The 25,825-nt window shown below is 47.5% G+C and carries 23 protein-coding genes and 2 pseudogenes; 10 read left to right on the forward strand and 15 right to left on the reverse strand.

Annotated elements, in window-relative coordinates:
- Positions 1-533: 533 nt before the first annotated feature.
- The 4 genes from C162_RS02845 to C162_RS02860 all read right to left on the reverse strand — a co-directional run bounded on the left by C162_RS02845 (position 534) and on the right by C162_RS02860 (position 5,416).
- Complete coding sequence (locus C162_RS02845) at positions 534-833, reverse strand: hypothetical protein (protein ID WP_036691067.1); 300 nt, start codon at positions 831-833, stop codon at positions 534-536.
- Between the two features lie 70 nt (positions 834-903).
- Positions 904-1,632 (reverse strand): ATP-grasp domain-containing protein, encoded by a 729-nt coding sequence (locus tag C162_RS02850; RefSeq protein ID WP_036691068.1) that lies wholly within the window; start codon positions 1,630-1,632, stop codon positions 904-906.
- A gap of 44 nt (positions 1,633-1,676) precedes the next feature.
- The gene (locus tag C162_RS37540; protein ID WP_036691070.1) at positions 1,677-2,093 is read right to left on the reverse strand and encodes a PH domain-containing protein; all 417 of its coding nucleotides are present in this window, start codon (positions 2,091-2,093) and stop codon (positions 1,677-1,679) included.
- Between the two features lie 239 nt (positions 2,094-2,332).
- Entirely contained in the window at positions 2,333-5,416 is a 3,084-nt protein-coding gene (locus C162_RS02860) for a glycoside hydrolase family 2 TIM barrel-domain containing protein (protein WP_036691071.1), read from the reverse strand.
- 139 nt (positions 5,417-5,555) lie between these two features.
- Here C162_RS02860 and C162_RS02865 point away from each other — a divergent pair, with 139 nt between their 5' ends.
- Positions 5,556-6,419 carry a helix-turn-helix domain-containing protein gene (locus tag C162_RS02865; RefSeq protein ID WP_036691073.1) on the forward strand — a complete coding sequence of 288 codons (864 nt, stop codon included), beginning with the start codon at positions 5,556-5,558 and terminating at the stop codon, positions 6,417-6,419.
- 15 nt (positions 6,420-6,434) lie between these two features.
- Here the strand turns inward: C162_RS02865 and C162_RS37545 are convergent.
- From C162_RS37545 to C162_RS02875, 3 genes and pseudogenes are all read right to left on the reverse strand, one after another.
- Positions 6,435-6,506 (reverse strand): annotated as a pseudogene (locus C162_RS37545) (RNA polymerase subunit sigma); the annotation flags it as partial.
- Positions 6,507-6,682: 176 nt separating this feature from the next.
- On the reverse strand, positions 6,683-9,124 hold the full coding sequence (locus tag C162_RS02870) for a flavocytochrome c (protein WP_036691074.1): 2,442 nt from the start codon (positions 9,122-9,124) through the stop codon (positions 6,683-6,685).
- Positions 9,121-9,747, reverse strand: coding sequence for an NADPH-dependent FMN reductase (locus tag C162_RS02875; protein ID WP_036691076.1), 627 nt, complete (start codon positions 9,745-9,747; stop codon positions 9,121-9,123). The genes C162_RS02870 and C162_RS02875 overlap by 4 nt, the downstream gene beginning before the upstream one ends.
- A 190-nt stretch (positions 9,748-9,937) precedes the next feature.
- On the opposite strand from C162_RS02875, the gene C162_RS02880 reads away from it, so the two are divergent.
- Positions 9,938-10,876 carry a LysR family transcriptional regulator gene (locus C162_RS02880; protein ID WP_036691078.1) on the forward strand — a complete coding sequence of 313 codons (939 nt, stop codon included), beginning with the start codon at positions 9,938-9,940 and terminating at the stop codon, positions 10,874-10,876.
- Here the strand turns inward: C162_RS02880 and C162_RS02885 are convergent.
- The 6 genes and pseudogenes from C162_RS02885 to C162_RS02910 all read right to left on the reverse strand — a co-directional run bounded on the left by C162_RS02885 (position 10,839) and on the right by C162_RS02910 (position 15,242).
- A complete protein-coding gene (locus tag C162_RS02885; RefSeq protein WP_200869167.1) occupies positions 10,839-11,768 on the reverse strand; it encodes an FAD:protein FMN transferase in 930 nt (309 codons plus the stop codon). The two genes, C162_RS02880 and C162_RS02885, sit on opposite strands and share 38 nt — an antisense overlap.
- 504 nt (positions 11,769-12,272) lie before the next feature.
- A pseudogene (locus C162_RS02890) lies at positions 12,273-12,614 on the reverse strand (sigma-70 family RNA polymerase sigma factor); the annotation flags it as partial.
- 42 nt (positions 12,615-12,656) lie between these two features.
- The gene (locus tag C162_RS02895) at positions 12,657-13,256 is read right to left on the reverse strand and encodes a zeta toxin family protein (RefSeq protein ID WP_036691081.1); all 600 of its coding nucleotides are present in this window, start codon (positions 13,254-13,256) and stop codon (positions 12,657-12,659) included.
- A complete protein-coding gene (locus tag C162_RS36810) occupies positions 13,249-13,428 on the reverse strand; it encodes a hypothetical protein (protein WP_036691083.1) in 180 nt (59 codons plus the stop codon). The genes C162_RS02895 and C162_RS36810 overlap by 8 nt, the downstream gene beginning before the upstream one ends.
- A gap of 164 nt (positions 13,429-13,592) precedes the next feature.
- Positions 13,593-14,294 carry an RNA polymerase sporulation sigma factor SigK gene (gene sigK / locus C162_RS02905; protein ID WP_036691086.1) on the reverse strand — a complete coding sequence of 234 codons (702 nt, stop codon included), beginning with the start codon at positions 14,292-14,294 and terminating at the stop codon, positions 13,593-13,595.
- Between the two features lie 138 nt (positions 14,295-14,432).
- Complete coding sequence (locus C162_RS02910) at positions 14,433-15,242, reverse strand: protein phosphatase 2C domain-containing protein (protein ID WP_036691090.1); 810 nt, start codon at positions 15,240-15,242, stop codon at positions 14,433-14,435.
- 297 nt (positions 15,243-15,539) lie between these two features.
- On the opposite strand from C162_RS02910, the gene C162_RS02915 reads away from it, so the two are divergent.
- The 6 genes from C162_RS02915 (at position 15,540) to C162_RS02940 (ending at position 23,372) form a co-directional block, all read left to right on the forward strand.
- Complete coding sequence (locus C162_RS02915) at positions 15,540-18,107, forward strand: hypothetical protein (RefSeq protein WP_036691092.1); 2,568 nt, start codon at positions 15,540-15,542, stop codon at positions 18,105-18,107.
- Positions 18,104-19,309 carry an efflux RND transporter periplasmic adaptor subunit gene (locus C162_RS34005; RefSeq protein ID WP_051493174.1) on the forward strand — a complete coding sequence of 402 codons (1,206 nt, stop codon included), beginning with the start codon at positions 18,104-18,106 and terminating at the stop codon, positions 19,307-19,309. Before C162_RS02915 ends, C162_RS34005 begins: the two co-directional genes overlap by 4 nt.
- Positions 19,306-20,001, forward strand: a complete 696-nt coding sequence (locus C162_RS02925; RefSeq protein WP_036691094.1) for an ABC transporter ATP-binding protein — start codon at positions 19,306-19,308, stop codon at positions 19,999-20,001. Before C162_RS34005 ends, C162_RS02925 begins: the two co-directional genes overlap by 4 nt.
- Positions 19,998-21,170, forward strand: a complete 1,173-nt coding sequence (locus C162_RS02930; RefSeq protein WP_036691096.1) for an ABC transporter permease — start codon at positions 19,998-20,000, stop codon at positions 21,168-21,170. Before C162_RS02925 ends, C162_RS02930 begins: the two co-directional genes overlap by 4 nt.
- Positions 21,171-21,240: 70 nt before the next feature.
- A complete protein-coding gene (locus C162_RS02935) occupies positions 21,241-22,677 on the forward strand; it encodes a sensor histidine kinase (protein WP_036691098.1) in 1,437 nt (478 codons plus the stop codon).
- A 2-nt stretch (positions 22,678-22,679) separates the two neighbouring features.
- A complete protein-coding gene (locus C162_RS02940; RefSeq protein ID WP_036691100.1) occupies positions 22,680-23,372 on the forward strand; it encodes a response regulator transcription factor in 693 nt (230 codons plus the stop codon).
- A gap of 35 nt (positions 23,373-23,407) precedes the next feature.
- On the opposite strand, the gene C162_RS02945 is transcribed toward C162_RS02940, so the two are convergent.
- Positions 23,408-23,974 carry a hypothetical protein gene (locus tag C162_RS02945; protein ID WP_036691102.1) on the reverse strand — a complete coding sequence of 189 codons (567 nt, stop codon included), beginning with the start codon at positions 23,972-23,974 and terminating at the stop codon, positions 23,408-23,410.
- Between the two features lie 67 nt (positions 23,975-24,041).
- Between C162_RS02945 and C162_RS02950 the strand changes: the two genes are divergently transcribed.
- A complete protein-coding gene (locus tag C162_RS02950) occupies positions 24,042-24,686 on the forward strand; it encodes a CPBP family intramembrane glutamic endopeptidase (protein ID WP_051493175.1) in 645 nt (214 codons plus the stop codon).
- Here C162_RS02950 and C162_RS02955 read toward each other — a convergent pair.
- On the reverse strand, positions 24,661-25,290 hold the full coding sequence (locus C162_RS02955) for a YfbR-like 5'-deoxynucleotidase (RefSeq protein WP_036691104.1): 630 nt from the start codon (positions 25,288-25,290) through the stop codon (positions 24,661-24,663). The two genes, C162_RS02950 and C162_RS02955, sit on opposite strands and share 26 nt — an antisense overlap.
- A gap of 298 nt (positions 25,291-25,588) precedes the next feature.
- Here C162_RS02955 and C162_RS02960 point away from each other — a divergent pair, with 298 nt between their 5' ends.
- Complete coding sequence (locus C162_RS02960; RefSeq protein WP_036691106.1) at positions 25,589-25,810, forward strand: PspC domain-containing protein; 222 nt, start codon at positions 25,589-25,591, stop codon at positions 25,808-25,810.
- The last annotated feature ends 15 nt before the right edge of the window (positions 25,811-25,825 follow it).

The raw sequence follows: 25,825 nt of genomic DNA on the forward strand, positions 1-25,825 counted from the left end.
TGTAATCATACTTGATGGATCAACATAATTGTACTTTTTCAAAATTGTAACAGTACCTATTCCCATCATTGCTACCCCAAATAAAATTAATGCAAAACCCATCATTTTATTTAATCTGCTTGCATAATAAGATATGGCTAGCAAGCATGTACCACATCCAAAAGTGAATATTAGCACACCATTGTAAGAAAATGAATTGAAAAATGTTAACACTGTAACACCTCAAATAATTATTTATTTTTTCTTGGTCACTATATCTTTAACCCAATCAGTTACTTCACCGATAGCATATCCTGTTGCTACTGAAAACCCGTAGCTCTCGATGGCCTTTATCAGCCCAATGGTCCCGATGGAGATCCATATCTTCGCCAATGTTGTCGAATTTCTTGAGGTTGTGGATACGATGCATGTTAAAAAATAAACCAATTAAGATCCTTTCCGATCAAATTGGTTTTTTAACCCTCCTACAACTTATTAGGCTATCCGCAGTTATTCTGATTATGTATGTTCTAGATGTGATAATATGCTTAGAATCAATCAAATTCCTCGTATTTATTCAGTTGCTTTAATCGATTTTTATGCGTTTTGGCATTTCCATTTTCCGATTCTGCAATTAAGTTTGCTTCAGTAATAGATTCATCAATAAATTCATCATTCTCATCTTCTGTATTATAATAATTCAGATTGCGGATCATCTTTTTTGTCAATTGGTTTGATTTTTTCGTATATTTTAAATAATTATTGATTTCTTTTTTGATTTTCCCCTTTTCAATATCAGATGGTTGAGAATACTTATGAATCCTCAAATAACTTTTTAATTTATGATCGGACATTTTTATCCTCCATCCAAATACATTTTGCATTGACATTTGAATTTCTAAATTCTTAATATGTTTATATGACTTAAAAAACACATTCATCTGTCGTATCCGTCAATTCTGACCATCTTGCAGATAATAACTTCGCATAGTCCAAAGAGAACAACCCGTAATGCCCCAACGAATATCCATCGTTCACTTCAATTAATAGAGTCTCTCCTTTATCGGTTACACCAATGTCTACAGCATATCCTCGGGGAGCAGATTTATATTGCAGGACAATATTTTCAATAACTCGATAGTCGAATTGCGACTTCCAGTCCCCCTTGTACCTGCGGACATCTAGAATATTCCCGTATCTCACGAAGCATCTCCACTCCGCTACAAATTTGACTACTTCTGAGCATAGTATCTCCGGATCTTCACCATTTGTTCCGCATCCTATTAAATCTGCTGTGCTTTTAACCACAACCCCGGTAAACTTTTTATCCTCAACTGGCTTAATGAATACATTCCATGTTTCGGGATTATTAACAATCAGGCTCAGTCTTGATTTCCATACTTTTCTCCCCAAAAATGAAGTTAACTCTTCTGGATAGTCTATTTCTGGTGCAACAATATCGTATCTATTGAGCACGGTTCTGACATCACTAATATAACTGACAATAACATCTTCCCTATGATGATCAGACATATCATTTACGTCTTGGAAACACCTTATTTCATAACCCATTTGTTTAAATCCATCATAAGCAGCATAAGAATTATGATTCTCGATTTGACCATCCATGCCCTTTTTTAAGTATACCTTCAAGAGTAACTCACCTCCTTTAAATCAACTCTTATTCTTATACCATCTCAAAATCTCCTCGTAGTCCGGATATGTGACCCCCGACATACATATTCCCGAAAGTTCGCAGGCGAATCTATCTCCATTTTCAACTGATAAATATGAAATAATTTCTGCCAGGATGATTGTCTAATGCTTATGGATTCTATGGATTCACGCAAAAGGTACACGGTTGTCTGATTGAAGCCGGCTTTACGTAATACGAACAGATTTGCAGTGAATTCCCATTTCGTATTGGCATAGCTGTATGTTATGTATCTATAAACGATATAAAGAAATGAAATCATTATTAAAAACCATAAGGTAAAATAAGAACCAGCAATGATGCCTATTACTAGCAATAAGAGAACAGGAGTAGCAGCAGCAAATTTCGCGTTTCGGTGTACGGCCCGCTCGGGAGCTTGCAATTGGAACTCAGGAAGCATCCGGCCGAGTACTTCTGTTAATTCCTATGTACGGATTGAGGGGATGAGCAATTCTCCAGATTACGGAATAAACAGGACTATATTCATACAAATTATAACATTAAATTTCAAATGTATTAGATTGAAATCCTACTTTCTACATAATTCTTTTGAACTATATTTCTCAAATTCGACAAAAAAAGAGCCTGTCAAAAGACAAACTCTATCCTCTCACCGCTTCACCTTATAAAACTCCATTCTTAGGAAATAATCTCTATAGTTACCGTATAAACATAGATACCTTTCTTAATTTGATAGGGATCGTGAATATTCTTGGTCCAGCCGGTATCTCCACCCAGACCTGCATGTTTGTAATCAATATTAAGATAAACAGAATCTGAATTTCCCAGCTCGTCTTCATAGGCGGCGTTGTCATATTGCTCAATACTGTGCCCATGAATATCAAAATGGAAATTTCCCGCTGCCGATACTTTTACTGCTTGTTCTTTGGATGACAAATATAAATACCGGACATCCTCCTTACCACCGCATTCTACCGGTAAGATATAGGGTACGTGTTGCTGTTCTACAGTGCTCTCATATACTCCAACGAATGCGGCAGATTTACGATCCGCGTAGTTCTCCCATGGCCCGCGACCATACCATTTCAACTTCTTCCAAGCATCAGAGAACTTAAAGCTTAACCCAATTCTCGGGAGAGTATCGACCTTGGCATTGTTCACAACTGTATTGGTGATTTCTATGCCTTTGCCGCCGACGGTATAATTAGTTTTTGTTTCAATGCATCCATGATATATACAATGAACTTGAATGATAACAGCAGTAGGTGCTGCAAATACCCGAATCTTCTTGATTTCTTTTTGATGGGAATGGAGTCCGAGAGCTTTCCACTCATCTGCATAATTGGACGATTCGAGATGAATACCTGCATCAATTCCTGTCGGAGGGCGATAAAAGTTATTTGTTCCTCCCGTGAAATAATTCTTGTTATTGTATTTTACAGTGATGAACTCTGCTGTTTCTTTCGAGAAAAGTACCGTTGTATTTTCATTATATATATGAATTTCATTTGTCGTTTCATCATACCTCAAACTATCCTTTTCTATCTCTCCGGTATGCACTTTATTAACAGAATCTTTAATCTCTATCTGGCATGCATAAATACAGGTTCCCTTATTAGAATAAAAGGTGTCCTCTTCCAAATAAGCATAGAAATTAACAAAAGCTTCCCCGGAGACTTTAGACGAATCATATGGCGCTTGAAGCTTATCAACGGATCCGGGTGCTGTGTGATATCTAGGCAAACTACCGCTTTCAACCACCTTTCCATCGCAAACTAGCTCCCACACCATATTCAAATGGCTTAAATCCCGATGCGTGTAATGATTATAAATTCGATAGCCATGATTCCCAGGCATGTAATCCATTTGGATAGGAGATTGTACATTTTTTATTTCATGCGCAGCCGGCTTGAGCGTTAGATCTGGGAAAACTATACCATTCAAGCACATATCAGGAGCAGGATCAGTAACTTCTTCATGGAATGCCCCGCCATAGACATACTTTTTATTTCCGTCTTTATCCTGCTTAACAAGCGCCTTATCCTGAAAATCCCAAATAAATCCTCCTTGAAACCGCGGGAATTTATGAATGAGATCCCAAAATTCCTTAAAGTTTCCGTTACTGTTACTTTTCGCGTACGCATATTCACACATAATAAAAGGACGCAAATCTTCGCTATCAGCCATGACATCCAAGATCCAATCTTTCTGAGGATACATAGGCGCCACAATATCGGAGATATTTGCCGGAGGACTCAGAGACTCATACTGAACATACCTTGTTTTGTCATACTCCTTAATCCAGCCGTACATCGCAGCATGATTCGCTCCATAACCGGATTCATTACCCAGAGACCAGAGAATAATGGATGGATGATTTTTATCTCTCAGAACCATCCGTGTAGCCCGTTCCATATACGCATGTGTCCATTCGGGGGATGCGCTTAACTGGCCGCCAAGACCGTGTGTTTCAATATTGGCTTCATCCACCAGGTAAATGCCCAGTTCATCACACAGGTCATACCACTCGATGGCGTGCGGATAGTGACTTGTTCTTACCGCATTGATATTCAGCGATTTCATGACCTTGATTTGCTCACGCATATATTCTGTTGTTACGACTCGTCCTGTTTCAGGACAAAAGGCATGAAGATTGGTTCCCCGTATAATGAGACGCTTCCCATTAATTCTCAGGACCCCTTTTCGATCGATCTTCACTTCACGGAAGCCGACATTCGCGCTCTCAATATCAACTACATTTCCAGAACAATCAATCATTTCTAAGACCAATTTATAGAGATAAGGGTTCTCGTCGCTCCACAATTGAGGATTTGAAATGGTTTTCGTAACCTTTGCTACATATTTCTCTCGCAGGTAGAAATCACAATCCGCAAAATTTGGCGTTTCAAACGCAGTAACCAATTTCTGCTCGCTATCATAAAGGGACAACCGAACATGGGCATCACCATAACCATTCGCTTGATTATTAGGTAGAACCGTTACGCTTAATTCGGCATTGTTATAATTACCTGAAAAGAGGGTTTCGACCTTATAATCATGGATGCGCATACGTGGTTTTGCATAAATAAGAACATCCCGGTAGATCCCCGAGAGATGCCAGTAATCCTGATCCTCCAGATAAGTACCGGCTCCAAACCGCATAACCTGAACAGCTATACGGTTTTGCCCCTTTTGAATGTAATCCGTGATATCGAAAGAAGCGTTAAGCTTACTATCCTGAGAATAACCAACCAGCTTGCCGTTTAACCAAAGATAAAAACACGATTCTACACCTCCAAAATCAATAAATATATCCCTTTCGTAAAAATGTTCGTCAACTTCAAACGTTAGGACGTAACAACCGGTAAGATTACTCTCCGGCACATGAGGCGGATTCAAAATGTATTCATTCTTCTTGAGTTGAATCTCGTGATGTGAACCCTCCCCTTTTTGAACAAAGGGATACAACATATTGGTGTATACAGGTTTTCCATACCCCGAAAGTTCCCAATGGGAAGGAACCGGAATATGATCCCACTGGGAAACATCATGTTCAGGACTATAGAATTCATCCGTTACTTCATCGGGAGACCCAAACATTTTAAACTTCCACATTCCATTCAGGCTCTTCACATATTTAGACTTTCTCCGGTCTCCGCTTAAAGCCTGTTCAACGGTTTCGTATACTCCGTAGGGCTCATGCATGGGATAACGGTTTTTTTGAGTAACATGTTGATTTTCCCAATCTCTGCTTAGCTTCATTGGCTTCAATAACACTCCCATCGATTGTTCTAATTGGTTGATCTTTCAATGTAGATACCCCTATAATAGAAGGAAAATCCCTTATATTAAATGTTGAGTATGGTATTTCATTTATCCACTTTGGTAGGAGTGTGAATACATGAAAGTTGAAGACATTGAGGAAAATGATGTAATCTACCGATGTATCGGCAAAGATTTTAATCAAGGTATTTTATCTTGCGGATTTATGCGGAAAAGATCAGCAGAGCGTTCTCAATATGATTTTAAGATAGGATATTACAGCTGTTTTGTAGTATTGCAAGGCAGTGGAAAGTTTATTTCTACGGACGGTACCGTTACTCCTATGCAAGCAGGTGATCTTGTTCAACGTCTACCTGAACGTTTGCACTCTACTGCAATTGAACCAGATGGTAATTGGATCGAGTTTTATATCAGTGTCGGGTATCCTGTCTATTCATACTTAAAGACCCTTGGAATTATTAATTCCGATAAGGAAGTCCAATCGACACAACATACGAATGATTTTTTCTTTGATTTTGTTTCCTTGCTGAAAGCCTTAAAAAGTGCAACAGATGAAAGTCTTCCCTCCCTGCTAATGAAGTCTCAGGATTTGATTATCAGATTACACAGTAGCATTCATAATGCTCATAGCAATGAAAATGAAAGTAAAATAACAAAAGCCTGCGAGCTGATTAGTGTTTCCAATGATATTCACTTTGATATTCAGGAAGTGGCATCTGCCGTGAATATGGGCTACGAGAACTTCCGAAAATTTTTTAAAGATACTACGGGGATTTCCCCTAAGCGATATCACACGGAGCATTTAATGAGACAGGCAAAAATGATGCTGCTATCCGGACTTCCCATCAAACACGTAGCCGTTAGTCTTGGTTACGGGGATATCTATTCATTCACCAAACAATTCACGAAGTCAGAAGGGGTATCTCCAGGACGTTATATTCGTAAAACAAAAAGCAACTCATCCGCAGACAAGTTGCTTTAGAAATTGATTATGAGCTCACCGCTTCACCTTATAAAACTCATGATACAGCTTCATCAGCGCCCGCTTCTCAATCCGCGACACATAACTAATGTGTTGAAGCAAGCCGCAGCGGACCAAAAACGCAAGGCAGCGATCCTCCAATAACAAGAGAATCGCTGCTTTTTTAACAACATTTAGATTCAAGATGAGCTGTTATCTTCGTAGTAAGTCTACTTATGAGTCAGCTCCACTGCTTAAAGAGAGATGTGATCTAAAGACTTATTTCATGACTTCGACAAAACAGCCTGCTCCTCAACAGCTGTCCGTCCGGCAATTCGACCGAATGTGAAAATGTCGGTGAGCGAGTTACCACCTAGACGGTTACCGGCATGGATACCGCCTGCCACCTCACCGGCTGCGTACAACCCCGGGATGATCTGGCCAGATTCGCGAAGAACATGCGTCTGTGTATCAATCTTGAGTCCGCCCATCGTATGGTGAACAGCTGGCTTACGAGGTGTCGCATAGAACGGAGCCACTGCAACCTTAAGATCGAACGCATTTTTACCAAATTCCGGATCATGTCCCTGATCAACGTAAGAGTTGTACATCGCGATCGTATCCACTAGCGTAGTCGGATCGATATGAATTTGCTGGGCCAGCTCCTCCAGTGTGTCCGCTCTGAATAGCGTGCCTCGCTCCACCTGCTTATCGATCTTCGCTTGATTTGTGTTATAGGCCGTCTCCTTGATCTTGTCATCCGCAATCAGATAGAACAGGCCTCCGTTATTGATTGCTGCTATCGACAACTGATCGCGGCTACCATATTCGTTGACGAAACGTTTGCCCTGCTGATTGACCATGACAAAGTTCTGCGGCGGCACTTGCAACCCGCTAAACAAGGCGCCCGTCTGCGGATCGGACACTGGCATCATTTGCGAGAAGCCCATGCCGACCAGATCAGCGCCCGCACTTTGTCCCAGCAGAATACCATCGCCGGTAATCGCCGGAGAATTCGAGGTCTTGATGTCGTCATCGATCTCGTTCCAGTACGTATTGTACTGCTTCAGCATCTGCGTATTGGCCCCAAAGCCACCGGAAGCCAGCACCACCGCCGGCGCATGAACCGTTACCGTTTGCCCGGCTACTCCGGTACCAATTACGCCGCTAACTCGGCCGTCTGCTTCGATAATCAGTCGCTTCACCGGAGTATCGGTGAGGATCTGACCACCCTGTGCACGGACAAATTGCTCTAAAGCCGCTACGAAGGCATAGCCTTCATGCTTCACTGGTTTATGTCCACGGCGCCACAACGCTCCTACCGGCATGGTCACTTCGTTATAGTCAAATTCGACACCCAGTTCCTCCAACCATTTAACGGAGGCTAGCGCCTGATCGGTTAATACCTTAACCAGATCATATTGCCCGTAAATGGAATACCCCTGAAGGTCGTTCCGTTTGCCGCCGAAATAGGTCTGCATCCGGTGGAAGATCGCGGAGTCGAACAAGAATTCTTTGCCCTCTTTCGAATCGCGGAGATAATCAGCCACCTGATGTTTGAAGATACGGAAGTCCGCCAGATACTCGGCATCTACCTGTTCTTCCGGGGTTGCTGCCAGCTCTTCAATCGTATGACCTTCACCCGGAATCGCCGCAAATTTACGTTGCCACTCTGGATCGGCAGCGTTCATTGGACCACCTGTTCGTACCGTATTACCACCTATGGCTGGGAACTTCTCGACGATGATAGCTTTCTTGCCCTGCTGAAGCACGCTGGCTGCTGCTGCGAGTCCCGCACCACCCGCACCAACGATCACAACGTCCGCTGTATACTCTTCGTCGCCGTGATTGATCGCACTCTGTGCTTTTGGCCGTTTTTTTAATACATCCGGGTTGGCGCCTGCCATCTTGACCGCCTTCGCTACTCCGTCGATGACCCCATTGCTAGTGACGGATGCGCCGGACAAAATATCCACGTTCAGCGTCTGTCCTTCGATGATCTGACTCGGAATCCGGGTAAATACCACATCCGCAATCCCCTGTGATTCGCCCGCTGTATCGATGTCGATCTTCTCTATACGAGTCGAACTCATCTCAACGATCATCGGCAGATCACCGTTATGTCCGACCGCCTTTACCTCATAGGTTCCCGGTTCAAAGCTAACGTCTTCAGGGACATTCAGCAGATTAGCGATTTTGGCAAAACGCATAAAACGATGGAAGCAACTCTCCAAGAAATCAACCGTCCGCTCCGACTTGATCTTCCCCGCTTCATCAAAGGCTTCATTCGCACGGCCCAACAGGAACTCCGAGCCAGGCATCACGCTAGCATTGACACCGGGTGCATCTAGAATCTGACGCAGATGTAGTTGTGCACGGGAGGACCCCTGCACATCATACGCCGCACCGACAACCATGACCGGTTTGCCATCGAACGGGTGAAGATTCCAAGACAACCATTCCAGAATACTTTTCAGTGCGGAGGGGACCGAGTGATTATGCTCCGGTGTAGCGATAATGACACCATCCGCTTCCGTAATCTTCGTGTTAAAGTTCTGAATAATCGGACTCTGCGATTGATCGTCCGATTCATTAAACATCGGGACACCCTTCAGTTCCAGAATTTCAATGTCCACTTTTTCGCTAAAATGAGACTTCATAAATTCCAGTAGCTTCCGATTATAAGACTTCGACGCGTTGGTTCCTACAATTCCGACAAATTTCATGCCCGTTCGCCTCCCCAGATTACCGATTCCCAGCTAAATGCTTTGCTTTGCTCTGTCTTGAAGTGGTTCTCTTTAACCAACTGTTGGTTAATCTTCACGAACAATTGGAACTCTTCGAAGATCTCCTCCAGCTCCTGAACCTTATTTGCGTAGACCAGATCACCTGACTCGTCAAAAGCGGCAAGTGAATGTCCCAACAAAAATTCCGAGCTCGGCAGAACGCGAGCCTTAAGCTCTGGAGCATCCAGAATCTGACGTAGATGCATCTGGGCACGAGATGTACCAAGCAAACCGTGGGAAGCACCCACGATCAGAACTGGTTTGTTAATCAAAGGACGGGTGGTATACGAGATCCATTCCATGGCGCTCTTGAGCGCCGCTGGGATGGTATGATCGTATTCCGGGGTCGAGATAATGACGCCATCCGCTGCCGCAATCTGCTCGCATAAGGCTTGTACTTCAGTGGGCGCCTGACGATCTTCCGGTTCATCAAAAGCAGGGAGGTGCTTAATCTCGCAGACCTCAATCTCCGCCTGGCTGGAAAAATGCTTACGCATAAATTGCAACAGCTTGCGATTCGTCGAAGTATTCGAGTTCGTTCCGACAATACCGATTAGTTTCATAATTTTCTTCCTCTCTTACTTTGTGAATAATTGCACAATATAAAACGGATTTCTACAAATTCCTTTTGACTTGGTCACTTACCTTTACAAATAAATTTTAGTATGAAAAAATACATTTGTGAAATATCCATTTTCTTATCGTTCTATAACAGTTCTCTTATACCATCTTTAATAAGAGCAGGTGATCCTTATGACTACGATTGATTCTTCCAATATCCTTCATTATCTTGACGCGATTCTCAAGCACGGAAGCTATACTAAGGCCGCCAAGGACCTGTATGTTTCGCAACCTTACCTCACGCAGCTTATCAAGCGAATCGAGCATGAAATCGGCACAGAAATTTTGAATCGACAGACCTCTCCCTTGCAACTAACTGAGGCAGGCAAGCTGTACTATCAGTATCTGATGTCCCTTGAAATGGCGCAGGAACAATTCCACAAACGAATCGCTCACTATTCCATAAGAGACACCCAGACGATCAAGCTCGGTATCTTGTCCAGCTTAGGTTCGTATTTATTGCCTTTGTTTTTGCCCGATTTCATGAAAAATTACCCGTCTATTAAGATCGAGATTCAAGAGGATTACTCCGAGGTCAATGAAATCCGCGTGTTGAACCATGAACTGGATTTTTTTATCGGACAAAATCCAGAGACCCTCTCGCCCAATCTGAATGTTGTCTCATGGGGGCCTCATGGTTATTATGCGGTGGTGACAGAGGACTCCCCGTTGTATGACATTAATCCGAAGACGTTAGAGGAGAGCCATGCCAATCTGAAGCTGCTGCTGCAAAGTCCCCTTGTGCTGACCAAAAAAGGTTCTTCGATTCGCCGGCAGCTTGATCACCTATTTCAGAAGTTTAAGATCAAACCAACTGTTATATTGGAAAGCACGAATATTTTCACCACGCTGGAGTTAGCCAAGAAAGGCGTTGGTATCGCATTCGTCCCCTATAGTATCTGCATGTCGGAAGTCCCTCAGGGCTACCGCCTGTTGCCCTTATCACTGGATTTGTTGTCGCTCGATTATTTTATTGCCTATTCCAAAAACAAACCTCTATCTTCGGTGGAACAAGATTTGATCGCACTCTTTACTACAGATGTTCCATGTATGCACGCAGAGCATCCGTAACAGCCAGCTCGTTATGTTCCGTGATCACGATACCCTCAATCTCAGCGGTCGAATTCAGCGTACGAATGATCTCGGCCGCACGCTTGCCAAATAGACGGGTAGAACCAATCTCTCCCTCCAATGACTGCTCCGTTACAATTGTCAAGCTTGCTACATCGCTCTGTACCGGGTACCCCGTTTGTCCGTCAAAAATATGATGGTACTTCCGGCCCACAACCTCCAACTTCCGCTCATACACGCCAGAAGTCACAATGGATTGGTTCTTCAATTTCAAGACCAACGCATAATTCCCTCGCGGTAGCTGTGGATTCTGAATCCCGACCCGCCATAACCCGTCTTCAGACGCCGGGTTCTCACCAAAAGTCAGCACATTCCCACCTAGATCGATGAACCCTGCGCTCGCCCCCTGACGCTTGAATACCTCCACAATTCGATCTGCAAAGTACCCTTTGGCCAGCGCACCCAGATCAACCTCCATCCTTTCCTTTTCCAGGAAAACAGTCTTCCGTTCCTCATCCAATTGAATATGATGCGGATCGATAAGCTGCCGACACTCCGCAATGACCGCTTCCGGAGGATGCTGCGCCCCTGCAAACCCGATCTTCCACGCCTTGACTAAGGGACCAATCGCGATGTTCAGCAGACTGTCTGCTACGAGACTCTCCCTCTTCCCGATTGCAATCAGATCGAACAGATCCGTATCGACAATTACGGGACTCTTCCCGGCTTGGTTATTAATCTGCATGAGCGCCGAGCTCGGATTATTCGCACTGAAGCGCTGCTCGTAGTCAATCAGCTGCTGCTCCGCATCCGCCAAGAGCGCCGCTGCATTCTGATGATGAACGACCATCGTAATAACCGTTCCCATGAGCTGTATAATTTTCTTTTCCATAGTGAGCATCCTTTGTTAATGAGATAGTGGAGATGAGTTGAATCGTGAATGCTTACAGTTAGCATAAGCGATCGAAATGGGCAAGAAGGGCTTTCGGCATGTTTAAGGAATGGCACGTTGTACGATTTAGCTTGCCTACGACAGAGTAGCTTCTATAGCAAAATTTTCTTTTCGCCCGATTAATTTCCTTATTTGCTTTACAGCTTACCGTCCAGCAGGCAGGTCGGCACTTCTGCAAACAAATTAAAAAACACCCCTTCAGTTCAGTAATCATAAACTACTAATCTCCGAATGAATAGGTGCTTTTAAATTTTTAATTCCTGATCAACCACTGCTAATTTATTGATACCAATCGTAGTCTCATAAGAATCCAACCATCGGCATTCAATGATTGTACTACCATTCGCAAAATTCTGAAAAGAAAAGCATCTAGTGAAAAGTATCCCCCATTTGGAGTCATACTTTTCACTAGATGCTTAGACGCAAACAACTCCTTCTTGTAACCTACCGCTTCACCTTATAAAACTCATGATACAGCTTCATGAGCGCCCTCTTCTCAATCCGCGACACATAGCTCCGTGAGATCCCCAGCTCCTTCGCAATCTCCCGCTGCGTCCGCTCCTCCCCGCCTGTATCAAGCCCAAACCGCCCGACCACGACTTCCTTCTCACGATCATCCAAGATATCCAGATTCCGATAAATCTTGCTCTTCTCAATCTTCAGATCGACCTCTTTAATCACATCATCCGCTTCTGAGCCTAGGATATCGATCAGGGTGATCTCGTTCCCTTCCTTATCCGTTCCGTTCGGATCGTGGAGGGATACATCTTTGCGGGTTTTTTTAAAAAATAAACCAATCAAGATCGTTTCCGATTCGAATTGGTTATTTTACGTTCTGTATTTAATTTGTAACTGTCTATCGATTAATTGTGCCCATTCAGGTAATTCATTTAAATAATATTTTATCCCGCTTTTATCTGCTTCAAGAATAAACTCGCCATCAGCTTTACTATTATCAACAACAATTAATTGATCAATCAGATCTAAGTGAGATAACAGATTATTCATACTGGTTATATTGCGTCTAATAATATCCTCGGTTTCAATATGATGACCACCGTTCTTCACTCGCAAAGCAACACGTTCAATATTTAGCCGTACATCCCCTAGTCCCACATAAAACATAATAATTTCAAAGCCTTGTTCCTTTGCATCTCTCATCTGCCTTATAACGTTACCACCAGCTAAAGTAGTTTCCACACTGAAATCCCACTTATTTCGAATACATTCCCTAGCTATCCTTATAGCTTCTTTCCCGGCAGATACTTTACTCTTTTCAGGATGCCCATTATTAATTTTACGGGCCAGTGCATCGGGGTCAATATTTACACTTACCCCAAGCCTGTCAACAATCAAGTTGCGGATTGTGCTCTTGCCACTTCCATTATTACCGGCAAACACAAACATCGTTGCCTTTGTCTCATTCATGGATGAAATCCTGTTCATTCATTTTCACGATCTTACCGGTACTGTACTCTCTAACGATTTGTCCTTCCGGTGTTTTGTATACTATATATGTTCCATTTGCTTTAGCATCCAATTTGGCACGGTCACCTGTTAGTCGAATCAATTTGGCAAGGTCCTGTGTAATATTTCTCAATATAGAAACACCTCATTTCCGCTTATAGTTCGAGTATACCACAGTAAAACGCAATTTATTTCAGCTAAGAGCTTGGTATATAGAATCTAATCGTTGAATTTCATTAAAAAAACCTGCAAGACTGAGACCTCCACTGTCTCATTCCTACAGGCAACCCTCTCTCTTCACCGCTTCACCTTATAAAACTCATGATACAGCTTCATGAGCGCCCTCTTCTCTATCCGCGACACATAGCTCCGCGAGATCCCCAGCTCCTTCGCAATCTCCCGCTGTGTCCGCTCCTCCCCGCCTGTGTCCAGGCCGAAGCGCCCGACAACGACTTCCTTTTCCCGATCGTCTAATATATCCAGATTCCGATAGATCTTGCTCTTCTCAATCTTCAGATCGACCTCTTTAATTACATCATCCGCCTCAGAGCCGAGGATATCGATCAGGGTGATCTCATTGCCTTCCTTATCCGTTCCGATCGGATCGTGGAGGGATACGTCTTTGCGGGTTTTTTTCAGCGACCGGAGGTGCATCAGGATCTCATTCTCGATACAACGGGCAGCAAAAGTTGCAAGCTTCGTGCCCTTGTTCGGGCGGTAGCTCTCGATGGCCTTGATCAGCCCGATGGTGCCGATGGAGATCAGGTCTTCCATGTCTTCACCGGTGTTGTCGAATTTCTTCACTATATGGGCAACCAGCCGCAGGTTATGCTCGATCAGCAGGTTCCGTGCCTTGGCGTCTCCCTCGGCCATCATGCCTAAGTATTTGCTCTCGTCCTGCTCCGATAGAGGCTGGGGAAAAGCGTTGTTCCTTACGTAAGATACCAGCAGCGTCAGTTCTTTGATCAGCAGCGCAATCGTGCTTATGATTCCAGGCAACTTGGCGACACCTCCCGCACATGTACAATGAAACCGATCAGTTAGGAGAACAACGGGTTCATGGTCCTTTTATTGTATGTGGGTAGGTGCCTAGAAGTGCATGTACGGGGAAAATAGGTACAGGCCGCTTACATCCGCCTAATCACTAGGCATCGCACCCGCCTTGTCATTATCATAGCTCCAGGCCACCACCGTTGCGCTGTCCCGCCCAAGCTGTTCATGCACCCCCGTCAATACTTCCGCCACACATTCCTCCAGATCCTCTCTACCCGTAAAAGCTTCATACAGCCTGCGCGGGTCCTCCAGCAGTCTTGCCCCCACCTCTAGTAGGCCGTCTGTGGTCATCACGATGACGTTGCGGCCCTGCCGCAGCTCGCGGATGCCGGAGGAGTAACAGGCCACGGGCTGGGCGAAGGTGTTGACGAAGCCGATCCATTCGTAGTAATTGCGCTGTCCTAGCGCATACTGCCCGCGTGCCGCCAACTCGGGATGCAGCAGATACAGTGAGTTATCTCCTACCGAGAACCACCAGAGATAATTCTCCATCCGGACACAGATCAGGCATGCAGTCTCCCCTGTTACCTGCTTGCACTGATTCAGGAACGACTCTGATTGGAAAATAGCAAGCAAAAAAGCCTCCAGTTCCCGGAACGCCTGCTGAACCGGCAACGCCAGCAGCCTGATGATTTCACCTGCCTCACCGTTGATCGTGCGGACCAGCAGTTCAGCACTTTCCGCCGTATGGTGCGCATCCAGGAGCATCGCGAACTCCCAGCCGCCATCCGGCTCGCTTAATACATATACACCATCTTCATTCTTATCGGCACCTGCCGCTGTATTCCCGCCGTACCGGCCGATAATCATCCTGTTCATTCTCGATGTTGCCGGATGATCCAGATACAACTCCTCACTGCCTATCCAGCTGAATTTATTCCATGTCTGTTCCATCCCGATCCTCCTATTCCGGCTTGCCGGCTTTTATGTTTCTACTATTATAATGATCCTCCAGTGTTCTGTCAGCCTGCTCCAAGCCACTCTTCATAATGAAGCTACAGTCCGCAGAGATAACACAGACTCGCATAGATGGGGCCAGTTTATAAAAAGTTTAACTCCTATTTATCTATACCCCGGGTTCTTCCTCCTTTTATTTATATCTGTGTTAACCCTTTCCCGTAAAATAGGAAACATCTTCTAGCGGCTTGCCTTAAGCCGTCAACCGGATGATGAATGTTGGGAGGGAATGAAATGAAGAATTACCGTGCCTGTGCCGCACTGGTACTAGGGATGATTATTGCAAGTACGCACCTGGGAATCACTGCCGCTTCTGCTGCATCCGGAAGTAAGGCCCCAAGCAAGCCGCAGCAAAATCAGCAACAGACCAGTGCCTTGACACAATTACCGCCGGTTACTGTGGGAACCGGAGTCAGCGTGAGACTGACCGATGTGCAATTAGCCAAGGCCGATGGCGGCAACAGTCTGACCTATACCCTGGTGTACAGGAATACAAGCAGCAGCACCTTTAAGCTGTTCAACGTCTTTTCCAAGATTACAACCCCGGCGGGAGCATCACTCAAGAGCAGCCCCATTCCCGAGGATAAAACCAAACTGGAGGTTCCCTCCAAGGAACAGCTAACCGTCACCTACTATGTAAACGTCAGCAAGACGGCTTCACTTCAAGGCCTCTCCATCTCGCTGTTCGGCTTCGACTTCAGCGGCTCTGATTACCAGAAGAAGCTGGGCAGCTTCACAGTCCCGGCCGCTTATACCCCTTATGTGCAGCAGGGTCTAAGCAAGCAGCTTACGATCAGCAACCTTCCGGTTAGCCTGAAGCCCCAGAGCCTGCAAATCTTTAGTTTCAATAATAAAATCTATGCCAAAGTTGCTCTGAGCCTGACGAATCAAGGAGCCAAGGTACTCACTGCACCCGGCCTCCGGGTATTCCTCGAATCCTCCGGCGGCTCCGCGTTTGAGCTGACGCTTGACAGTGCCAGCCGCGATTTCAAGGTACAATCCGGTGAGAATAAGAAGATCTTGTATCTGGCGGAGCTCCCGGCTTACATACCGACCACCCGCATGTCGCTGCTGATCACAGGGGAGAATGCAGGGCTGAAGGCGGATCTGTCGGTAGTCTCCTTCCGTCTCCCGGAAGCAAGCTATCCAAGTCTTGAGGTGAATGCTTACGCACTGAAGAAATTCGGGATGAGCAGCAATACTATTGAGACCCAGCTGAAGCAGGCTTCCGTATCCTCGACAGGCGAGAAGGCACTGTGGACACTTAAGCTGCGGATCAGGAATGCCGGCAACAAGGCGGTTACTCTGCCAGCCTATGAATTATCTGTAACCGCCAAGGAGGGCTACTCCTTCCCGGTCAACAGCAAAGCGCTGGCCAGCCTCACCTTGAAGCCGCTTGAGGAGAAGATCCTGCAATTCTCAGCCGAAGTGCCGCTGAATATAAACCAGAATACGCTGAAGCTCCAGATGGTAGAGCCCGCCGCAGAAGGCAAGATAATCTTCCCTACAGCTATGTACAAGATTCCCTATTCCTTAGAGACGACCAACTCCGTTGCTTCGGAGTACATTCTGGATAACAGCTTCGGAACCTTCGGTGCCGTACTGGAGTCAGTGCAGCGTATGCCGTGGACAACTGAGGATTTGCTTGTCGGCACCATTCGTATCCGTAATGTCAGGGATGCGGCAATGACCCTCCCTGCTTTTACAGGGACCATCCACGCAGGGCAGACCGCCTTGGATGCTCCGGTTCAAGTCGTTGCAACGGCCTCCAGCCAGCAGCTAGCCGCAGGAGCAAGTGCTGTGTATTATGTGATCGGCAAGCTCCCCTATGAGCAATCTCTGGACCAGCTCCGTATCGGACTAAATAGCGGGACAGGCGACACCACAGAGCCGTTCCTCTCCCTGAAAACACAGCAAATTGTTCCGGGTATGTCTGCCGCAGGTGATAACGCCACCTTCAAGATCGATACAGCAGGCAAGCAAGCAGAGGTTAAAGAGCGCCGGACCCTCCTTTATCCCGGAGCAAGCCAGAACATTCTATATACTGAGCTTGAGGTGAGCAGTCTTGAAACGCGGAGGGCAGAGCTGTCCAGACTAGTAGCTTATTATAAGACACCGGACAATACCTATTATGAGGCAGAAGTCAGTCAATCTGCACAGGCGGCCGGGCCCAAGGGCAAGAGTCTGGTGAGTATTTGGAGCAAGCTGCCTGCAAGCGTCGACGCCTCGCAGCTGACGCTTTTCGCGGGAGAAGGGGTTAGCGAGAACAAACTGACAGCGCCGGACGGAACGCCAACCGCCTATATTAATCCTAAGGCACTCGCCCTTAATATTCAGACTCCGGCTGCACTAGTCACTCTGGGTAGCGGAGTGCCATTGTTCCCTTATACGTTTACGGTTACTCAGGCCACAGGTGCTGTGTCCGAGGGCCAGGATATGCTGAGTGTCAATCTGACGTATACGCTTGCTAAGGACAACCAATATGATATGGGCGCTAATGCGCATAAGCTGGTCGTGCAGCTTACCGATCCTCTCGGCCAGACTCAGGAGAGAACGCTGGTGCCCGGGACGGATCTGGTGACAGGGAAATTCCTGACCTATTCCATGACTCTTACAAGCAATGCCTATAAAACGCTCCGCAGCGGCAAATTCCTCGTCACGCTCTATGACGAGTTCCAGGGAGAGCGGATTCTCTTGGGCAGCCAGAGCTACAGCCTGACTTACACCCCTGCGGCCAAAGCCCCTGAGACCACCACTGCCCCGAAAAACGCGGCAAATCCAGATCCCGGAGGATCGCTATGAACGTCAAAAAAACCTTAGGACTGTCAGCCGCAGTCATTGTCACTGCTGGAATTGTTGTCTATAGCTTATGGCCGGATAAGAGCACGCAGGACAGCCCTCCTGCTGCTCAGACTACTGTAGTGACCAAGGGCGATATATCTGTAACCGTCAAAGGCTCCGGCACTGTGAAGGCCACGAATACTACGATTGTCTATGCCAGGGACACAGGAAATGTAGCCAATGTTCTCGTTAAGGAGAATGAACTAGTCAAGAAGGGTCAGGTCCTGCTGACTTATGAGGGAGCCAATGTAGCCAGTAACGTAAGAATCCAGCAGAATACGCTCAAGCAATCGCAGAATGACCTGCTGGAGAAACAAGACCAGTACAAGAAGCTAATCATGGACGGTGCTGCCTTAACCGACATTGATGCGGCGAAGCTGGCCATTGAGAGAACCAAGGACACCATTACAGCCACATTGACCGAGCTTGCAGCACTCAATAAGGATCATATCCCGCCCGCTTCCCTGACAGCGCCGATGGATGGAACGGTTACCAAGATCAGCAGCTCCTCAGGCGGAATGGTGACGAAAGGAGCCGAAGTCTTCTCCATAACAGACTACAAGCACTTAAGCACTACGATTAAAATTGACGAGCTGGACATCCCCAAGATTAAGCCGGGGATGCCCGCAGTCATTAAAATGGATGCCCTGCCCGCTAAGGCCTATCCGGCCAAGGTCACGCGGATTGCGGATGAAGGAACGGTCACTAATGGCGTATCCGTCTTTGAAGTGACACTTCTGCTCACGGACGCAACCGGAGCCAGAGCCGGTATGTCAGCACAAGGAGTCGTTACTATTGAAGAGAAGAACCAGGTTCTGCTGCTTCCCATTGAGTCTGTGACCCAAAAGGACAACAAGTATTATGTTCAAGTGCAGGACTCCGTGCCGGAGCAGACCCCCTCGCCCAAGGGCAGCTCCGCCACTGGAAGCCCTGCCGCACCTCCGCCCGTTCAGCTGAAGCCTGTCACTGTAGGTGTGCATGATGAGAGCCGGATCGAAATTGTCAGTGGTCTGCGCGAAGGGGAACAGGTCATTGTCCCGACCATTATTGCTGCCAGTACGCCTGCTCCCGCAGCTCCGGGTCTATTCGATATGGGCGGTGGTGACGAGGGTGGCTTCGACAACAGCGGTGGCGGTGGCGGTTCCGGAGGAGGTCCCCAATGAACACAGAGCCCCTGATAAGGATTGAGCATATGGTCCACGGATACATGATGGCTAAGGAACAGATGACCGTGCTCAAGGATATCTCTTTTGAGATCCACCATGGCGAATTCGTTGCCATTATCGGCCCGTCCGGATCTGGAAAATCCACCTTGATGAACATGATCGGCTGCCTGGATATCCCGAATGAAGGGAGCTATTCTCTGGATGGACAGGATGTCCGCAGATTATCCGATAACCGGCTGGCCCGGATCCGCAATGAGAAAATAGGCTTCATCTTCCAAAACTTCAACCTGCTCCCTAAGTTATCCGCTGTCCAGAATGTCGAACTGCCCCTGGTCTACCGGGGCTTGTCACAACGGGAGCGAAGAACGCTGGCCGCTGCTGCCCTGGAGAAGGTCGGCCTCCATGAGCGGATGCACCACCGTCCGAGCGAGCTGTCCGGGGGCCAGCAGCAGCGGGTCGCCATCGCCAGAGCACTTGCCGGCAATCCTCCTATTCTACTGGCAGATGAGCCTACCGGTGCACTCGATTCCAAGACTGGAGAAGAGGTCATGCACATGATCAAAAGACTGAATGAACAGGGACATACCATTATTGTCATCACACATGACCTGGGCATTGCGGAACAAGCGAAGCGGGTCATCCGGATTCAGGATGGCCACCTGGTCGAAGATCGGAGAAATGACCAATGATTCTTGCCCAGAGTATCCGAATGGCGGTAATGAGTATCGTCGGCAATAAGGTCCGTTCCTTCCTCACCATGCTGGGCATCATTATCGGAGTATCCTCAGTCATCCTGCTGGTCTCGGTCGGGCAGGGAGTTACGGGTCAGATCACCAGCCAATTCAGTGATCTTGGCACGAATCAGCTGACGGTCATGATTACCGGACGGGGGGCAGTCACTTCCCTCACAACTGAGGAGGTTGCCGCATTCACCCGGATTCCCGGGGTGGATCAGGTATCACCTACGATCAGCAGCAATGTAACCGCCAAATATCGTAACGTCCATACCAATGTCTCGCTTGAAGGCATCACACCAAGCTATGAGAAAGTACAGAACTTTCATGTGCAGTCCGGCCGCTTCCTGCTGGATATGGACAACGAATACCGGCAGAAGACGGCCCTGATAGGAACCGAAACGGCGAAGAAGCTGTTCGGGACCGACAATCCGGTGGGCCGTGAGATCCAGCTGAATGGTACCTCCTTCCAGATTGTAGGCTTGCTCCAGGCGAAGGGAACCTCACTCAGCGAATCCAACGATAAGAAGATTCTCATCCCCTTGGCTTCCGCTGAGCGGCTGCTGCAGAGCAAGGGTATCCAGACTTTTGCCGTCACCGCCTTAAGCGACAAGGAAGTGGCGCCTGTGAAGGCCGCAGTCGGACAGATCCTCGACAAGAAATTCCTGCACGCCAAGGATTCTTACAGCATCTTCGATTCCAAACAGATGCTGGATACGCTGAAGAAAACCTCCGGCACCCTGTCCCTTGCCCTCGCTGGGATCGCCGGAATCTCCCTCTTCGTCGGCGGTATCGGCATTATGAACATTATGATTATCTCGGTGAACGAACGCACCCGGGAGATCGGCATACGCAAGGCGATTGGCGCCAAAAGAATCGATATCCTGCTGCAATTCATCATTGAGTCGGTTGTACTCAGCACCCTGGGCGGAATCATCGGGATTGGAGCAGGCTTAGGTCTGACCTGGCTGGTCGGCCAATCGACCGTACTGAAGGTGGGCTATGCCTGGAATATGGTTACAATCTCCTTCCTGTTCTCACTCTTTATCGGCGTATTCTTCGGCCTCCTGCCCGCCAATAAAGCAGCCAGACTCCGGCCGATCTACGCCCTGCGCACCGATTAGCCGTGCTGCTGCAACGAATGTTATGATGGAAGAAACGGTACGATAAATTGTCTGCAGGAAGGAACCGGGTATGACCATTAAGCGGCGCCTATTCATCTCTAATATCCTGATGATTGTAATCCCCGTATGTATTTCCCTAATTATCGCTTATGTGGGAATCTCGCTTCAGTTCATGGTATCGAAGCATGATAAGCAAGGTCCGTTCTATAACGGATATGATGATCTGGTCCAGCTATCCGCCAAGCTGCTGGAGGGCAAAGGAGAACCGAAGCAGGAAGAGATCCGCCGCCAGATCCAAGCCATATTGAAGCCGGCGGATATGAGTCTGGTTATCTACGATTCAGAGAAGAATCTGATCCGCTTCAATCTTCACGAGACCCCGGAGACAGAGAAGCTGCTGCAGATCGTCAGCGCCATGGATGGACAAGGATTCGCTTCCTTGGCCAATAAAGAGGTCTATACGGAGCAGATACAGGCTGAGGGCCGGGCATATACGGTGAGCATTATCGGTACGGCCACTGATGATACAGACGGACAAGTGACTCCGGCTATGGCAACCTTCCTTATTCTGGTGACCCTGGGCATCATCTCTGCGGTTTTTGTAACGAATCAATTTCTTACCCGATTTGTATTCAAGCGGATTAAGCAGCCTCTGGATACACTGGTAGACGGGGTGCATCAGATCCGGGACGGCAATCTGGATGTCAGAATCGAGTACGGGAACAAGGATGAATTCGCTTCTGTCTGTGAGGATTTCAATGATATGGCTATCCGCCTCAAGGAATCCCAGCGCCTGATCCAGAGGCAGGAGGAGAGCCGCAAGGAGCTGCTGGCCGGGATATCGCATGACCTCCGTTCCCCGCTGACCTCTGTCCGCGCATATTCGGAAGGACTGCTGGATGGAGTGGCCTCAACACCTGAATCGCAGAAGAAATATATCACCATGATCAAGAACAAGGCGGAGGATATTGACCGGATGGTCGGCAAAATCTTTCTTTTCTCCAAAATGGATCTGGGCGATTATCCCTATGAACCAGAGGTGCTGGAGGTTAATCAGGAGCTCTTCTCCTTAATCAAGGTCACTGCCGAAGAATACAGAGAGAAGGGCCTGGACGTAGTCATTGCCGCACTGGCTGCGGAAGTGTATATCTACGCCGATCCCGCGCAGTTCAGCAGCATGGTCTTCAACATTCTGGAGAATAGCTGGAAATACAAAGATAAAGAACGCGTCCAGGTCACGATCCGTACCAAGGTAATGGGTACCCATATGCTGATCTGCTTAGAGGATAACGGACCCGGAGTACCCGAGGAAGCGCTGGATAAGCTGTTCGATGTATTCTACCGCAGCGATCCTTCACGCAATAACCCGACTAAGGGCAGCGGATTGGGGCTGGCAATCACAGCCAAAGCCGTCAGCCGGATGGGCGGAAGCATTCACGCAGAACTCTCCCCCGCAGGGGGGCTGCGCATCATTATCAAATTGCCAGTTACGAACAAAGGGGCCTGAGCATGACCAGAGTATTAATCATTGAAGATGACAGTGCGATTGCAGCGATTGAGCGGGATTATCTGGAAATCAATGATTTCACGGTGGAGGTTGCCGAGGATGGCATCACCGGGCTGGAGCTGGCGCTATCAGAGGAATTCCAGCTTATTCTGCTCGATCTGATGCTGCCTGGGGAAGACGGATTCTCGGTGTGCCGTAAGCTGCGGAGCCAGCTCGACATTCCTATCCTTATGGTCACGGCCAAGCAGGAGGACATCGACAAGATCCGGGGACTAGGGCTTGGGGCCGATGATTATATCGTCAAGCCTTTTTCACCAGGTGAACTAGTGGCCCGGGTCAAATCCAATCTAGCTCAGTATGCTCGTCTTAAGGGCATGAGCGGCAGCAACACAGAGAGCCGGATCGAGAGTGGTCCGTTCGTCATTCATACCTTATCGCACAGAGCCTATCTGCATGGCCGGGAGCTGGAGCTGAAGAAGAAGGAATTCGACCTGCTGCACTTCCTGATTGTCAATGCGGACATCGTTTTCAGCCGGGATTCCCTGTATGAACGGATCTGGGGCTTCGATGCCATGGGCGATAACGCTACCGTAGCTGTCCATATCAACAGGCTGCGCGATAAGATCGAGCCGGACCCCGGCAACCCGAAGTATATTCAGACCGTGTGGGGAGCGGGATATCGTTTTCAGGTGTAGCTAAGCAGCCTCCGGCCATTCGTATGGTCCGGGGGCTATTTTGATCCTCCGAAATAAAGCGCTCTGTACCAGCTATACAGAGGCTGCATCAGCAGCTTCCCGATCACGAAATAGAGCACAGCCATAATCAGCAATATACCATACACCACCGGCCGGTCCTGGCCATAGACAAAAAAGAGTATATCAAACTGTTTTGTCATGTTAAGGTTATAGGTGACGACCAGCCTGCTCATCAGCAGCATACCGAACAGCAGGTAGAAGCCTGCGCCGAGCAGAACATGGATCAGCACAATCCAGGGCTTGAAGCGTAGGCGCTTCCCGTCCGCTTTTGAAGACAAGTAGTATGTAACAAGCAGTCCTGCGGCAGCCAGCGAAATCAGCAACAGATTATCCATGGGATGAAGGACGTACATAAGCAAACCGTTCAAGGCGGCAAAGATCAGAATATCTGCAAGAATAGACTTGGTCCGCTCCCGGAGGCTAACCGCTTGAAGCTGTACCTGGGAACCGCCCTGTAAGAAGTCGACAGCCCATACGATCAGGAACAGAACGCTGAACCAGACTAACGTAGTGGAAATGGGTATAAGATTGAAATACTGCAACAGGAATGCACCATCCTTATTTTTCCTTTAGTATAACACTATCATCGTCTCAGGAGGATTAACATTCATGCTATTACTGAAGTTATGCGCTATTGCTGTACTGCTGTCTTTTTCCTACCGGATCATCGAGAGGGTTCTTGGGCTGGTTGCCAGGGCACAGGTTCGGTATACGATCTATTATTGGGGGGCCGGAATGATTGCTGGAAGCGTTCTCTGGAGTGACAGTTATACGTTTGGCTTGCCGCATCAGGTGATGAGAGTACTTCCGCTGTTCCTTATCATACTGCTTGTGAACCTGATCATCTCCCGATCCTCCGGCTATAATCCAGTGGGAACATATAATACGGTCAACTTCGTGCTGTGCTTCCCGATCTTTGAAGAGATTGCCTTCCGGGGGCTAGTTCTGCCCATTCTCGCGGAGCATCCGGGTCTTGGACAGCTCCATGCCACGGGAATCATTGATGTCAGCGGCGCTATTCTCCTTACTGCGTTCCTATTCGCCGTGTCCCATTTGCAGTATTACCGGCTGAACCGCGAGAGTATCCGCTTTATGCTATTCGCTCTGAGCGCAGGGATCTCCTTCGGGTTAATTGCGCAGGTTACGGAGTCACTGGTGCTGACGATTCTGCTGCATATTGCTTTTAACGGATCGGCTGTATGGTATCAAAAAAAGAGCCACAGCTCCTCTACAGAGCCAGCGCCTCTTCCGTAATCTGCCTGATATCAATCGGAGACAGCGTCTCCTCGTTCACCATGTCCGGCAGAATCTCTGCCAGGAAGTAATCTACACACTTGAGGTCAATATGCTTGATCTTGATCAGTGCATTGCGGTACATCACCACAAATTCCTTCTCCGTGTTCCCTCTTTGCAGCTCGGCGAAGGCCTCATACACCTGATCCATCTTATCCGCAACCTCCAGAATCAGTCCCTCCAGCGACTCATCCTTGCCCTCGCGCAGCTGCTGGTAGAAGATGCTTTTGAATTCGTCCGGAATATGCTCCTTGATGAAGTTGTCGATCATGCCCTCCTCCACCTGCTGGATCAGTGACCTGAGCTGGAGCGAGGAGTGCTTCACCGGCGTTTTGATATCCCCGATAAAAATCTCCCCGTAATCATGGCTGCTCGTGATCTCGTACAGCTTCTTCCAGTCGATCACCGCGCCATGCTTCTCTTCAATATCCGCCAGCGTCTTCGCGTATTGCACGACCTTCCAGGAATGGGCCGCAACGCTATGCTCCTCGAATTTGAATTTGCCCGGGCAGCGGATAATGCGCTCCAGCTCATTCAGTGAGCGAAAATACTTGTGAATTCCCATGGCTAGTCCTCCCGTATGTTAGTTAGGCTACGCTAGAGTTAAGTCTAATCCTCCAGTGTTAACCCCGGATGAACCTGAGCAACCCATTGTGTAAAATCCGCACGGCTGCGCGTATCTAACGTTTTTCCCGGGCCTCTCCCCGTCCTATTGCGGTCCCCATCCCCGACTAAAGTCGGGATTCAAGAACAGTCTGCAGGCCGTTTTGCCAGGAAGAATAATTACGTACAATACATACATAGACAACGGAAATGAACACGCCGGCTACCGGCGGTCATCTAATATGAGAGGAAGATTCAATATGACAAAAAAATTAACCCGCTCCTTAACGGACAAGAAACTCACCGGCTTATGCGGAGGATTGGCACGCTATTTCAATGTTGATGCGACCCTGGTAAGATTGATTGTTGCTGCTGCCGCCTTTTTCAGCTTCGGTACAGCCATCCTGCTCTACATCATCGGCAGTCTCATTATCCCACAAGAATCTTACGGCGGATTCGATGACAGCTTCAACAACTACTAATTACTTGCGATACCC

The organism is Paenibacillus sp. FSL R7-269, assembly GCF_000517865.1.
Lineage (GTDB): Bacteria > Bacillota > Bacilli > Paenibacillales > Paenibacillaceae > Paenibacillus_AQ.

Coding starts and splice junctions, on each gene's coding strand:
- C162_RS02955 (WP_036691104.1), bottom strand. CDS start 25,290: ATGGGAATTCACAAGTATTTTCGCTCACTGAATGAGCTGGAGCGCATT.
- C162_RS02870 (WP_036691074.1), bottom strand. CDS start 9,124: ATGAAATTTGTCGGAATTGTAGGAACCAACGCGTCGAAGTCTTATAAT.
- C162_RS34005 (WP_051493174.1), top strand. CDS start 18,104: ATGAACGTCAAAAAAACCTTAGGACTGTCAGCCGCAGTCATTGTCACT.
- C162_RS02910 (WP_036691090.1), bottom strand. CDS start 15,242: ATGGAACAGACATGGAATAAATTCAGCTGGATAGGCAGTGAGGAGTTG.
- C162_RS02875 (WP_036691076.1), bottom strand. CDS start 9,747: ATGAAACTAATCGGTATTGTCGGAACGAACTCGAATACTTCGACGAAT.
- C162_RS02960 (WP_036691106.1), top strand. CDS start 25,589: ATGACAAAAAAATTAACCCGCTCCTTAACGGACAAGAAACTCACCGGC.
- C162_RS37540 (WP_036691070.1), bottom strand. CDS start 2,093: ATGCTTCCTGAGTTCCAATTGCAAGCTCCCGAGCGGGCCGTACACCGA.
- C162_RS02925 (WP_036691094.1), top strand. CDS start 19,306: ATGAACACAGAGCCCCTGATAAGGATTGAGCATATGGTCCACGGATAC.
- C162_RS02885 (WP_200869167.1), bottom strand. CDS start 11,768: ATGGAAAAGAAAATTATACAGCTCATGGGAACGGTTATTACGATGGTC.
- C162_RS02950 (WP_051493175.1), top strand. CDS start 24,042: ATGCTATTACTGAAGTTATGCGCTATTGCTGTACTGCTGTCTTTTTCC.
- C162_RS02940 (WP_036691100.1), top strand. CDS start 22,680: ATGACCAGAGTATTAATCATTGAAGATGACAGTGCGATTGCAGCGATT.
- C162_RS02880 (WP_036691078.1), top strand. CDS start 9,938: ATGACTACGATTGATTCTTCCAATATCCTTCATTATCTTGACGCGATT.
- C162_RS02865 (WP_036691073.1), top strand. CDS start 5,556: ATGAAAGTTGAAGACATTGAGGAAAATGATGTAATCTACCGATGTATC.
- C162_RS02895 (WP_036691081.1), bottom strand. CDS start 13,256: ATGAATGAGACAAAGGCAACGATGTTTGTGTTTGCCGGTAATAATGGA.
- C162_RS02845 (WP_036691067.1), bottom strand. CDS start 833: ATGTCCGATCATAAATTAAAAAGTTATTTGAGGATTCATAAGTATTCT.
- C162_RS02935 (WP_036691098.1), top strand. CDS start 21,241: ATGACCATTAAGCGGCGCCTATTCATCTCTAATATCCTGATGATTGTA.
- C162_RS02915 (WP_036691092.1), top strand. CDS start 15,540: ATGAAGAATTACCGTGCCTGTGCCGCACTGGTACTAGGGATGATTATT.
- C162_RS02930 (WP_036691096.1), top strand. CDS start 19,998: ATGATTCTTGCCCAGAGTATCCGAATGGCGGTAATGAGTATCGTCGGC.
- C162_RS02860 (WP_036691071.1), bottom strand. CDS start 5,416: ATGAAGCTAAGCAGAGATTGGGAAAATCAACATGTTACTCAAAAAAAC.